This is a genomic window from Pedobacter sp. D749, assembly GCF_019317285.1.
Taxonomy (GTDB): domain Bacteria; phylum Bacteroidota; class Bacteroidia; order Sphingobacteriales; family Sphingobacteriaceae; genus Pedobacter.
Map to the genome: position 1 here is coordinate 4727807 of NZ_CP079218.1, position 13100 is coordinate 4740906.

Below are 13100 nucleotides of genomic sequence, written 5' to 3' on the forward strand. Positions count from 1 at the left end.
TTTGATAACACAAAATTACACTGCCTCTATCTATTATTAAAACAAGTTAATTCATAGCTTTGTATCAGAATTATAATACATCGGTTATGGTTAATTTAGAATGGTATAGAAGTTTTAAGGCAATTTATAAAACAGGAACCTTAACAGGAGCGGCAGAAAATCTGTTTATATCGCAACCTGGGGTAAGTTTGCATTTAAGTTCTTTAGAAAGTTATGTTGGCTACAAGCTGTTCGAGCGAACAGGCAGAAAAATGATTCCTACCGAAAAAGGAAAAGTATTGTATAATTTTATAGTGGAGCCTTTGACCAAACTGGAGGATGCAGAAAAACATTTCCAGAAAAGTACGGAGAAACATACCCCAACCATTAGCGTAGGCATGTGTTTCGAAACTTTTCAGATTACGCTCGAACAGTATATTTCTACCCTTCCATTTAATGTCATTATCCGTTTTGGCGAATATCCCGAAATGCTCGATCAATTGGATAAAGGCATTTTAGACCTCATTATTACTCCACAAAAAGGTAGCTCACCAAATGTGGAACATGAAGCGTTTTCTTCCGAGACTATTGTTTTAGTAGGTGGAATAGAAACTGACGGGCAGACTTTTGATTCGTTAGTTAAAAGGAAAGATCTGGCAGGAATGGAGGCCTGGTTAAAAAAGCAAAAATGGTATGGTACTGCGGGCGATATGGAACACCTTTTACGCTTCTGGCAACTTAACTTCGGCAAGCATGCAGATTTTCGCCCTAACTACATTGTACCTAATCTCAATTCAATTGTCCGCTGCCTGTCTGGTGGAAAAGGCCTGGCCATTATCCCCGATTTTCTTTGCAAAAAAGAAGTTGAAGAAGAAAAAGTAAAGGTTATTTGGGAAGGCACCTCAAAGCTCACCAACATTTTATACTTTGGTTGTAGAAAAAATACGCAGTATGCATCAGAAATTCACATAATCAAAAACCTTTTTAAAGAGGTTATGGTTAGTATATAGTTTCTATTGAAAATAGTTCCTGATTAGTCTGTTTTATTTTGAAACTTATTAAAATATTTTTTTAGATCACGTCCTAAAATTCCAGAATGAGTCAATCCAGTCCGTTTTTAAGTAATGATCAACTACTAGAAGTTTTTAATCACACCCATACCGCAACTGCTGTTCATGTTGGAGAAACAGCTATTATACAAGCCGCAAATGATGCGATGCTGCGCATTTGGGGAAAAGACAGGCGTGTGATCGGGAAATCCCTTGAAGATGCCCTGCCTGAATTAAAAGGCCAGCCTTTTGTTGAGATGTTCAGAAAAGTCTGGTTGGAAGGCCTTGTAATTTCAGGAAAAGATACTGCTGCCGACCTTGTTATTGACGGTGAGTTAAAGACCTTTTATTTTGATTTTGAATATCGGGCCATAAAAAACGACGAAGGTAAGACCATCTGTATTCTACATACCGCGATTGATGTAAGCGAGCGTGTATTGAGGAAGGAAGCTGTAGAAAGGGAGCAAGAGAAGAATGAAGCATTACAGCGCGAACAGGTACTGAACGAGGAACTTGCAGCCACAGTAGAAGAACTTGCGGCTACCAACGAAGAACTGGTGGCTACAAATGAAGAATTACAGGAAACACAGGAAACCTTACACGTTTTAAATAACGAACTCGAATTAAGGGTTGCAGAACGGTTTAACCAACTGTCGGAAAGCGAAAAACGCTTTAAAACCATGGCAGAAGGAACTGATATTTTTATTGCCGTTGGTGATGAGCAGGGAAATGCGATTTACTTTAATAAACCCTGGATTACCTTAACCGGCAGATCAATGAATGATCTCCTTGCTTTTGGCTGGGCTGATCTGATCCACCCTGAAGACCGCGAGAGGTATTTAAACATTTATTTTTCAGCACTGGCACAGAAAAAACCATTTACTGGCGAATTTAGAATCCTGACAAAAAAAGGTGATTACCGATGGTTGCTTGCAAGCGGCCCTCCACGTTTCCACACCGACGGATCTTTTGCCGGTTACATCAGTTCGTGTATTGATGTTACCGAAAGAAAATTAATCGAGTTGGAACGGTTAAATTTAAATAAACTCATCGAAGCCAGTTCAGAGTTTATCGCTTTAGTCGGTTTAGATCTGTCTATCCAATATTTGAACCCTGCAGCTTTAAGGAAATTAGGTTGGACTAATATAAAGAACCGAAATATAATGGACTGTGTTTTCCCTGCAGACAGACCGGCCGCTCAAAAGCTTTTACCTGGGGTTTTGCAGGGTATCAATTTCAAACAGGAAATCCGCTTCTGGAACGAAAAAACAGGAAATCCATTTTGGATCGAATGGAATGGTTTTGCCATAAAAGATCAGGAAACAGATAAAATAACTGCGATTGCTACGGTAAGTCCGGATATTACGGACCGAAAACTTTATCAGGAAGAACTTCAGGATATCAATATCGAAATGGCGGCGGCAAATGAGGAATTGGCCACTACCAACGAAGAACTCGCCCAAACACATGAGGACCTGATCCAATACACCAAAAAGTTGGCCGATAGTGAAGAAAGGCTACTTCAGGCCATTGATACTGGCAGAATGGGTACCTGGAGCATCGACCCAAAAACATTCGAAATTACCGTATCGGGATTTGTTAAAAATTTACTCGGTTTGCCATTAGACGGGCCTGCTAAAATTGACGTCATCATGAGCGCGATCAATCCCGATTATCATGATATACTGAATGCATCTTTAACAAACGCATTAAACAGCCACTCTTCAAGTGATAATGAATTTCCAATAAATAATTTAATCACCGGCGAAGAAAAATGGGTTAGAGCAACCGGGAGGGTATTTGTAGACCAGCATGGTAACGCAACAGAATATTCGGGTCTTTTTATTGATATCACGGAACAAAAACTAGATGAACTTCGAAAAAATGATTTCATCGGGATGGTCAGTCATGAATTAAAAACACCATTAACAGCCATCAATGGCTTTGTTCAGGTTTTGCAGCGCAAGGCTAAAAAAGATCAGGACAATTATGAAATGATCGCTCTGGAAAAAACACATAGCCAGATCAGAAAAATGAGCACCATGATCAATGGTTTCTTAAATGTATCACGTTTGGAATCTGGTAAGCTGCTTATCGAAAAAATCGACTTTAACTTAGATGAGTTGTTGAAAGAAACCATCGAAGAAACTTATATCTCACAATCTTCGCATCAAATTATATTAAATCCGGCCTGTGAGGTTAACATTAATGCCGATCGGGATAAAATCGGGAATGTGATTTCCAACCTGATCAGTAACGGAATAAAATACTCCGATAATGGAACGCGCATCGAAATAACCTGCAAACTACTTGATGCTGAGGTTGAAATCCAGATTAAGGATGAGGGAATAGGCATAAAACCTGATGATATTGACAAGCTTTTTGAACGTTATTACCGTGTTCAAGGCAATCATACGATCTCGGGCTTTGGTATAGGGCTTTATTTAAGCGCCGAAATTATTGAGCGGCATAGTGGCAGAATATGGGCTGAAAGTGAAGAAGGTAAAGGCTCTGTGTTTCATTTTACTTTGCCTTTGAGGTAATTTATAACAGCTTTTACCGCAAAGATTACTAAGGTTTTCGAAAGGGGCGCAGAGGTTTTTAAAAAAAAGCGATTAATTTCGAGGCTAATGAACTAACCCTTCGACTACGCTCAGGGTGACAATACGCGGAGGGTATTCCGTGTTTTATATGTTGCCGTGGCTAAACAAAGAGAGATCTGTCATTCTGAGTGCAACGAAGAATCTTTCTCTCTAAGCATGAAATGAAAGATTCTTCACTGCGTTCAGAATGACAACAAAAGCCTCTGTCGTAAAAAAGCCTACCCTATTCCCAAGCCATTCAATAGTTCTTCATCGACTAAGTTGGGCAGCGTAACTTTCAAAGTACCCGTGCGTTCCATTTCGCGTTCGATGGCAAAACGGGCTTCCTTATTACGGGACCAGCTTCTCCGGGCAATTCCATTGTTTACATCATAAAAAAGCATGCTCTGCAATTTTTCTGCAGCTTGTTCGGTTCCATCAAGCACCATTCCGAAACCACCGTTTATCACTTCGCCCCAGCCTACGCCACCGCCGTTGTGGATCGAAACCCAGGTTGCACCCCTAAAACTATCGCCAATCACATTATGGATGGCCATATCGGCGGTAAACCTGCTTCCATCGTAAATATTGCTGGTTTCCCTAAAAGGCGAATCTGTTCCGCTCACATCATGATGATCCCTGCCTAAAATTACAGGAGCTAATAATTCGCCGGTTTTAATGGCTTCATTAAATCGCAGTGCGATTTTTGCACGACCTTCAGCATCAGCATATAGAATGCGGGCTTTTGAACCAACCACCAACCTGTTTTCTTTTGCTGCCGTAATCCAGTTGATGTTGTCCTGTAATTGCTGCTGTATTTCTGAGGGTGCACTCAGTTTGATTTCTTCCATTACTTCTTTTGCCATGCGATCGGTTAAATCGAGATCCTTTTCATTTCCCGAGGCACAAACCCACCTGAATGGACCGAAACCATAATCGAAACATAATGGCCCTAAAATATCTTCTACATAAGATGGATACCTAAAATCGACACCATTTTCCGACATCACATCCGCACCTGCCCTACTGCATTCCAGTAAAAAAGCATTTCCATAATCGAAAAAATAAGTTCCCTTAGTAGTATGTTTGTTAACGCTGGCAGCATGCCTTTTTAACGAATCCTGAACGTTAATTCTAAATTGATCAGCTGCGTTGGCAATCATTTCATTGGCTTCTTCAAAACTTAAACCTGCGGGATAATAGCCACCAGAGTAAGGATTATGAAGCGAAGTTTGGTCGGAACCAATCGCAACCTCAATATTTTCCTGATCAAAACGCTCCCAAACATCTACAACATTTCCAATGTAAGCCAATGAAACCGTTTGTTTTTCACTTTGAGCCAATAAAACCCTTTTCACCAGCTCATCCAAATTATCAATCAGCTCATCAACCCAACCTTGTTGATGCCTTTTGGTCGCCGCTTTCGGATTTACCTCGGCACATACCGTGATACAGCCCACAATATTACCAGCTTTGGTTTGCGCTCCACTCATGCCTCCTAAGCCGGCCGTAAGGAAAATTTTACCGGCGGTATCTTTTCCATAAAAACCTTTTTTACGGAAAGCATTCATCAAAGTAATCGCAGTACCATGAACAATGCCTTGAGGCCCAATATACATATACGAACCAGCAGTCATTTGCCCATACTGGGTTACGCCTAAAGCGTTAAACTTTTCAAGATCTTCAGGCGAAGAATAATTCGGTATCATCATGCCATTAGTTACCACTACCCTGGGTGCTGCAGTGCTGGAAGGAAATAATCCCTGCGGATGTCCACTGTAAATATTCAGCGTTTGCTGATCAGTCATTGTGGCAAGATATTGCATGGTGAGTAAATATTGTGCCCAATTTTGGAATACACTACCATTGCCACCATAAGTAATCAGCTCTTCCGGATGCTGAGCGATTGCCGGATCCAGATTATTCTGGATCATGAGCATAATGGCGGCAGCATGTGGCGTACGGCAAGGATATTCAGTTATAGACCTTGCATAAATGGCATAATCGGGCATAAAACGGTACATGTAGATATGTCCGTAGTTTTCCAGTTCACTTAAAAACTCTTGCGCCAGTTCCTGATGCCATGCTTCAGGGAAATAACGCAGCGCATTTTTAATGCTCAGTTTTTTTTCCGTTGCATTTAATACCGCTCTCCTTACCGGCGCATGACTTAATTGCTCATTTCTTATTTTTTTTGCGGGTAAAACCGAAGGAATACCTGCCAATAGCTGTGCTTTAAAATCCATTTCCTGTAATTTTAACTCTTATAAATCCTGTTCTGCATTGATTGCGGTGGCTACAATTTTACCTTGCTGTACCATTTGAATGGCATTTCCCATCCTATCATACATAATCTGATCTTCTTCAAAATGATCGATTTCAGTACGCACAAAATCATGTACCGCAGCCAAAATCTTCCCAGGCTTTAATGGATGATGATAATCAACGGCCTGTGCAGCACAGAACAATTCGATACCAAGGATTTTTTCTACGTTTTCGATTACCTGTAAGGCTTTACGACCACTGATGGAACCCATGCTTACATGATCTTCCTGACCCAATGAAGTTGGTATACTATCGGCGCTGGCCGGGAAACAAAGACCTTTATTTTCGCTGGCCAAAGCTGCCGAGGTATATTGAACAATCATAAAACCAGAATTTAATCCGGTTTCTTTCATCAGCAATTTCGGCACGCCAGGCGTATTTCCTTCCAGAGAGAGGTAAATCCTTCTGTCACTGATGTTGCCGATTTCAGAAGCGGCTAAACAGGCATAATCAAGCGGTAAAGCCAATGGCTGACCGTGAAAATTACCTCCGCTGATGGTTAGATCATCGTTAAATATGACAGGATTATCGGTTACTGAATTGAGTTCGATTTCCAACGCTTCTTTTAAATGCATCCATGCCGTTCTGGAGGCACCATGTACCTGTGGAATACACCTTAAAGAATAAGGATCCTGTACTTTGGCACAATCGGCATGCGATTTCATGATTTCAGAACCTTGTAACAGCTTACGTACCTGTTCTGCCACGGCAATATTTGCGGGGTATGGTCTTAGTTGATGAAGTTGTGCATGAAAAGGTTTTTCCGATCCCTGCAAACCTTCAATCATCAATGCTGCTATAATATCAGCAGAATTCAGCACATTTTCTAAACGTTGTACTACCTTGACGGCATGCGCGGCAATAAACTGCGTTCCGTTGATTAAAGCCAAACCTTCTTTTGGGCCTAATTGCAAAGGCTGTATCCCATGTGCTGTTAAAAGTTGAGTTGTGGCAATAATTCCCCCTTTATAATGCACCTTACCCAAGCCAATTAAAGGCAAAAAGAGGTGAGATAAAGGAGCAAGATCGCCAGAGGCACCAACAGAACCTTGTTTGGGCACCACAGGAATGGCACCGGTTTCTAAAAACCAGATCATCCGGTCAAGCGTTTCGATTTTAATGCCTGAGTAGCCCTGAGCTAAAGCCTGCAGTTTTAAAACCAGCATCAGTTTTGATATTTCGCTATCTATCGGCTCGCCTACACCGACAGCATGACTCTTTAAAATATTTTCCTGTAGTTTACGGGTATCAACTGCCGAAATCATAGAAGTACAAAGTGGTCCGAAGCCCGTATTGATGCCATAAACAGCCTTACCTGAAACCGCAATACGCTCTACCACCTTGCTGCTTTCGAGTACTTTTACCCGTGTGCTTTCGCTTAATATGCCTTTCACTTCACCGTTGCTGATGGCCAAAGCCAGTTTAGCGGTTAAATGGTCTGTTCCGTAATTAAAAATCTGTTGCTCACTCATATCATAAAGGTTTTAAACAAAAATAAGCCCTATATTTGATACCTATAAATACCAATTACATCATCATGTAATAACCATGAGTTATCAGATAGAGCTTAGGCATTTAAAATATTTTCAGGTTTTGGCAGAAGAACTGAAGTTTAGAAAGGCTGCCGACCGCCTGTTTATTTCGCAACCGGGATTAAGCCGGCAGATTAAACAGATGGAGGAAATTTTTAACGCACCACTCTTTGATCGGAACAAGAAAAAAGTTACACTTACCGAAGCTGGCCTTTACCTTAAAGATGAAGTAGATTTTATGTTCAGTCATATCGAGAATATAAAAAAACAGCTGACCAATATTACAGAAGGCAAACAGGGCGAACTACGCATCGGTTTTTTAGGTTCGGCGGCACAAAAAATTGTACCGGAAGTTATTTTTAAACTGAACAAAGATTTTCCGGAGATCAGAACCAATCTGGATGAAATGCCCAATAAACTACAGATCGAATTACTGGAAAAAGACATGCTCGACATGGGTTTTGTGCGGATGCAGCAGTTTAAACCTGATATTTCTAAACACATGATCCACCAGGATACTTTTTCGCTGGTATTGCCTAAAAGCCACCCGATGAAAAAGGCAAGTTTTGAAGTGGTAAAAAAACTGGGTGACGAGCCCTTTATTTTTTTCTCGAGCGATGACAGTCCATTCTACTACGACCTGATGATGAGTATATGTGAAGATCATGGTTTTAAACCCAAAACTTACCATAAATCGGTTAACGCACTCACCATTTACAAACTGGTAGAAGAAGGTCTGGGAATTGCCATTGTGCCCACTGCCCTGCAATATGGCTATCAGGAAAATGTGAAGTTTGTGGAGCTTAAACATATTCCACAAAGAACAGAGCTATATATGATCTGGAAAGAATCTAATCGCAACCCGGCACTAAAAAATGTGATTAAACTGTTGTTGGAGGATAAAGTTTAGGCTGTTTACGCTAGAAATTCTATTTGCTTTAAAAATGAGTAAAAAAGAAGCTTAAGTTTATCTGATTATATTTTTTTTCAACTATATTTTGGAAAGCCTTTAATGTTTCGTTTGCTCTAAGAAAGTTGATAATGTTTTGTTCTTGTTCTTCCTCACGGCTTATGGCAGAGTTAATATAATCATCTCTATCAATTTTTGCGCCCGGAGATGTTAAATCCTGCTCATCATATTCTTGAGACTTCAGAATATGTATAATTTCTTCCATGTTAATCAATACTTCAGATATAGACTCAAAACCTTTATCATGATAAAATTCGATTATGGAAGCACATAATAGCGCTATTTGAACTGCAATTGTGGCATCTACTGTAGCATATTCTTCGTAAGACGGAGCCAACTCATAAAAATCCTCGGCTAGACTGTTCAGCTTTTTGTCAGGATCCGAAAACAAAACCCTAAACATTTCATCATAAAGGTTATTTATTTTTGCTTCTCCTGACTTAAACTTTGCTGAATACACCGAGGAATCATGACCAACCTCGATGCTAAACTGATGATACAATTGCTTTACACGGCCTAAACAGGTTAGCAAAAATTTCATCTGTATATTGAAATTTTCTTGATGTAAATTTTCGACAACGTTCATATATTTATTATTATTCTATTCATTATCCTAAACTTAAGAATTTAGGCTACTACTATAACAACAAATCAATATCCTCTCCAAACTGACTTTTGATTTCAGAAACAACTTCGTCGATTGTCCATTTGTTCTCGGTATCTACGGTCCTTACACGAGAGATACGGATAATTCACTATTCCCATCATTATATATTTCAAGATAACATATGCTTATTGAACTGCTAGATCCTCAATATCAAAACCTTGATCTACCTGGCAATAAATGAACATATCTGGATATTCTTCTTTTGCCTCAAAAATCATTGAAATTACATTATCAAGATAAAAGATGATATTTTTCAACTTCAATTGTGCCTTTAAATCTGAATAATCTTTAGCTCTTGTGTTATTTACAGATTCTGAATATGCAGCATCTGTCAACTCAACAGCAATGTTCATTTTTAAATTATCAAGTGTCATTTCAGTTAATTGATTAACTAATCTGCCAGCCTCATCTAACAATTCAGAAAAATCCTCAATTTTAGCATTGCTTTTTTCGGCATCAAAGATTATTGGTATATGTTCATTAATAGAAATTGAATAATTCCCTATTAACTTACCATCTAAAATTTCAAATCCGCTTAAGTGTTTATTAATTAAATCCATAATTTTTGCTACATGTAATTAAAAAATTAGGTTGGATTAAGATTAATATAGAATTCACAACCAGTTAAGGCATTATAATCAATTGGAAAAAAAGAATTGAAATTAAATAAATAGCTTCAGAACGGGCTCTTCTAATTCTCCTTTCAAGACCAATATGTATTTTTCAAAAAACTCCCCTAATGAATTAGCCAATGTGACCGGATCTTCATATTCAGGTTCACTTCCTGTAACGATATGTCCTTTATTTTCCCCGTCAAGAACAATTGCGACATACGAATAGTCGCTTTTAACAGACATCATGAAAGGTAAATGGTTGTTCCAAAATTCGATCACGCCCTTTTTCTCCTCTTCGTTCGAATATTCTAAACTTTGCAATTCAAATTCATTCCAGGCGAATCCCTCTCCATTATTTAGCTTAAAGTAATCCTTTAACGAAATAAACCATATGTTATCTTCAGCATTTGCAAGCAGATCAAAATACTCGACAAAGTCAAGAAATGATTTAGGAGTTTTAGATATTCTTTCCTTTACCATATCTTCAGCTGTAGCGGTATTTATCTTCACTTGATTTTCTTCAAATCGCCAATTACACGCTATAAGGGTATTAGTAAATTTTATATGATTCATAACAATTGGCATTTGAAAAATAAATTTTTATTACATGGCGATACCTTGTATACTAAAATTAATTCTTTCTATGATATTAATTATAAACAGTCTAATTGATATTTCGCTGATAACTTCCTGAATTGTTATTATTCGAAGTATAATCAAATTGTTTTTGATCAAGTAATTCTAATCTTAGGCCTTCGATCGAAAATCAAAAATATTTATAAGGATATTTCAAATAGAAATCATTGCTAATTTTTTCTAAACTACTAACGAATAACTCCTGGATTTCTATTGGCAAATTATCCTCATGATCGTCTAATTGTTCTTCAAGCTCCCGATATAAAAAAGCGGCCTGAAGAAATACGAGAAAATTAATATAAAAATCAAGAAATTCATCAATAGAATTATATTCACCATTATTGTGATCGTAAAACAAAATTGTTGATTTTTCTATATTAATAAACCATTCGTCTCCCTGACCACTTCGCCCAATTATCCAAATCTTATCATATAGTTCTGGATAATTTTTCTCAATATATTTATTTTCATTTAAAGCATCTTCATAGCTAAATATTTCTATGTCTGGTGTGATTTCAAGGCCTTTGTATTCCGATAAAAATTTTAAATATAGAGGATCTGATACTGGCACTTTAATCAGATCCTTGATTTTATTTTCCCTACCCTGAAATTCTTCAAAAATTAGGACTGAATTCCTTTTTTCGAACATCATTGCCACTTAATTTAGTGATTATCTGATTATATCTGTTATGCTATCTTATCACAATATCTCAATCATTAAGCATCTTGATTTCGAAACAGCTATGTCATCTTAATTATGCACCCTCTTTAGCTTTAAATTCAGCTAATTTTTTTTCGATGAAAGCAAAATCATTAATTGCTTTGTCTCTATCTTTGGCTTTATCGTATTTGGCTATCCATGCTCTTATACCAAAAAGATAAAATTTTAATCCTTCTTCAGTCAGATCACCAACCTTTATTTCTGAATCATCGTTTGCCTTTTCACCTTTTTTCAAAATCATTCTAGTTGTAAAACCATTTTCCTTTAAAAACCATACCTGATTTTCGAAAAAGCGGTACTGTCTTTCTATGTACTCTTTTGTTAAAGGAGGGGCAGACTTCATTTGCGTTACCCAACCAATTCGATTAATAATTCTATTTTTATCCATTAGGTTTAAAAGATGTAAATCATTCTTCCACATACTCTGACAAAACATCAAGAGCCTTCAAAAGATATTCAATATCATAATTGGTTGTAGATTCTATTTCAAATAAGGTATCTTGAATTTTTAAATATTGATCAGATATCACTTCCAACATCAAATTCGTAGTTGAATTTACATCTAACGCATCTACCTTCAATATCATTTTTTCAGCAATATTATAATCTTCCATATGGATTATTGTTATTTCATCAACCTTTTCTCTGTTTTCAGTATAGTAGTAATTAACCTCTTAGATAATCTTTTAGTTAACCCTAAGAATTCCGCGATTTTATCTTTCAATCATTATAGAGAATATATATAACAAAGTTCCCAAATTTTTTCTTTTGTTCCTTTTACACCAAGTTTGTTAAAAAAATCACTCATCTCTCCAGTTAATTCTGGAAATATTTTTTCGATTATCAAACCCACCTCTTTCTTACTATTTAGTTTTTTTTCTTCTTTTGCAGCTGAAATAACGATTTTGCAAAATGGCAAAATAAACGCTGTAAAAACAGTATACCTATAATTATTAAAGGAAGGTTTTTCTAATTCTTTTTTCGAACTATTAACTAAGTAAGTCAGTCTCTGACCAGATATTAAATTAATGATTTTACTTTCACAATTTTTGAAAAAATCCTCTTCTAAAACCTGTGTATATCCGATTTTAACTTTTATGTTTGCGGAAAGATTTTCAAGTCCATCATCTGGCCTATTTAAAGGGCCGACCCAGAGATCTTTTTGTAAAGAACCGTCTAACTTATTAACTCTCGCGATGATAAAACAATAAAAAATACTTTCAATATGTTTTGAAAGAACAACAATATTGTCATACCAAAGCTTCTTTGGTAACTTGAATTCATATTCTTTTATTAAAATTTCGAAATCGTTCACTACATCATGAAATCCTGATTTCATATTTATCATTTATAAGTTTTTCCATGAGTTCTTGTAATTCCATTATATATCTTTATCAATGTGATTCTTCTACAACCGCATACTGCCTTGATACCTAAATGGCACAAAGTTTCTATCACCTCTAAGTTTACGTATTTTCTATAACATCAAACCTTATTTCACTAACACAAGGCTTTAGCTGGTCTGTTTAAAAGTATTCCAAACCTTTAAACCACTTAATTCAACGGATTCCAAATCCATTTTTCTTTATGGCATTAAAGACTTATATTTTCCATAAAGCGATCAATTCCTTCGCAAATATAGATGCTGTTTTATCATCTTTCTTTTTACTAAAACCTGTTAATGCTAAACCAATTTCAAAAAAAACTTTGAAACCGACCGAGTTAAATGGCTTTTCAACCTGTTTAAGTTTCTCAATAATATCTTCAGTTTGGAAGATGTTTAAATCATTATATATAAGATTAATGGATGGATCTTTATTGAATGACACTTCATTTACTCCTGTTTTTTTTGCTAACTTAATGGATAGATCCCCATAGATAAGTTCGGATCTTTCCAGCAGATCCTTTATCTCTTTTTGAGGCTTTCCGAATAGCGTTTCTATTTCTTTTCTTGACATTCCGAATTTAATTGGACCCACCGACTGATATGGAACAATATTGAATTCTTGATTTAAAATATCCATA

General features: G+C 37.0%; 13 protein-coding genes. 3 read left to right on the plus strand and 10 right to left on the minus strand.

The features are described 5' to 3' along the window. The first annotated feature begins 86 nt into the window (after nucleotides 1–86). Together KYH19_RS19305 and KYH19_RS19310 are read left to right on the plus strand one after the other, a co-directional pair. Nucleotides 87–989, plus strand: coding sequence for a LysR family transcriptional regulator (locus tag KYH19_RS19305; RefSeq protein ID WP_219076285.1), 903 nt, complete (start codon nucleotides 87–89; stop codon nucleotides 987–989). A gap of 86 nt (nucleotides 990–1075) precedes the next feature. Next, nucleotides 1076–3571: a PAS domain S-box protein gene (locus KYH19_RS19310; protein ID WP_219076286.1), complete on the plus strand. Its 2496-nt coding sequence runs from the start codon at nucleotides 1076–1078 to the stop codon at nucleotides 3569–3571. Nucleotides 3572–3849: 278 nt separating this feature from the next. On the opposite strand, the gene KYH19_RS19315 is transcribed toward KYH19_RS19310, so the two are convergent. Both KYH19_RS19315 and hutH read right to left on the minus strand, forming a co-directional pair. Continuing rightward, a complete protein-coding gene (locus KYH19_RS19315) occupies nucleotides 3850–5856 on the minus strand; it encodes a urocanate hydratase (protein WP_219076287.1) in 2007 nt (668 codons plus the stop codon). 18 nt (nucleotides 5857–5874) lie between these two features. Next, complete coding sequence (gene hutH, locus KYH19_RS19320) at nucleotides 5875–7407, minus strand: histidine ammonia-lyase (protein WP_219076288.1); 1533 nt, start codon at nucleotides 7405–7407, stop codon at nucleotides 5875–5877. 76 nt (nucleotides 7408–7483) lie between these two features. On the opposite strand from hutH, the gene KYH19_RS19325 reads away from it, so the two are divergent. Beyond that, the gene (locus KYH19_RS19325) at nucleotides 7484–8377 is read left to right on the plus strand and encodes a LysR family transcriptional regulator (RefSeq protein ID WP_219076289.1); all 894 of its coding nucleotides are present in this window, start codon (nucleotides 7484–7486) and stop codon (nucleotides 8375–8377) included. A gap of 28 nt (nucleotides 8378–8405) precedes the next feature. Here the strand turns inward: KYH19_RS19325 and KYH19_RS19330 are convergent, their stop codons facing one another. The 8 genes from KYH19_RS19330 to KYH19_RS19365 all read right to left on the minus strand — a co-directional run bounded on the left by KYH19_RS19330 (nucleotide 8406) and on the right by KYH19_RS19365 (nucleotide 13099). After that, entirely contained in the window at nucleotides 8406–9023 is a 618-nt protein-coding gene (locus tag KYH19_RS19330) for a hypothetical protein (protein WP_219076290.1), read from the minus strand. Nucleotides 9024–9229: 206 nt separating this feature from the next. Further along, nucleotides 9230–9664, minus strand: a complete 435-nt coding sequence (locus KYH19_RS19335) for a hypothetical protein (RefSeq protein WP_219076291.1) — start codon at nucleotides 9662–9664, stop codon at nucleotides 9230–9232. A 102-nt stretch (nucleotides 9665–9766) separates the two neighbouring features. Continuing rightward, nucleotides 9767–10291 carry a hypothetical protein gene (locus KYH19_RS19340; RefSeq protein ID WP_219076292.1) on the minus strand — a complete coding sequence of 175 codons (525 nt, stop codon included), beginning with the start codon at nucleotides 10289–10291 and terminating at the stop codon, nucleotides 9767–9769. Between the two features lie 193 nt (nucleotides 10292–10484). Next, nucleotides 10485–11006 (minus strand): hypothetical protein, encoded by a 522-nt coding sequence (locus KYH19_RS19345; RefSeq protein WP_219076293.1) that lies wholly within the window; start codon nucleotides 11004–11006, stop codon nucleotides 10485–10487. A gap of 103 nt (nucleotides 11007–11109) precedes the next feature. Beyond that, nucleotides 11110–11463, minus strand: coding sequence for a cyclopropane-fatty-acyl-phospholipid synthase (locus tag KYH19_RS19350; RefSeq protein ID WP_255562477.1), 354 nt, complete (start codon nucleotides 11461–11463; stop codon nucleotides 11110–11112). Between the two features lie 19 nt (nucleotides 11464–11482). Beyond that, nucleotides 11483–11689 (minus strand): hypothetical protein, encoded by a 207-nt coding sequence (locus KYH19_RS19355; RefSeq protein ID WP_193422761.1) that lies wholly within the window; start codon nucleotides 11687–11689, stop codon nucleotides 11483–11485. 113 nt (nucleotides 11690–11802) lie between these two features. Then, a complete protein-coding gene (locus KYH19_RS19360) occupies nucleotides 11803–12414 on the minus strand; it encodes an Imm25 family immunity protein (RefSeq protein WP_255562478.1) in 612 nt (203 codons plus the stop codon). A 262-nt stretch (nucleotides 12415–12676) separates the two neighbouring features. Continuing rightward, nucleotides 12677–13099, minus strand: coding sequence for a hypothetical protein (locus tag KYH19_RS19365; protein ID WP_193422757.1), 423 nt, complete (start codon nucleotides 13097–13099; stop codon nucleotides 12677–12679). Nucleotide 13100 lies beyond the last annotated feature (1 nt).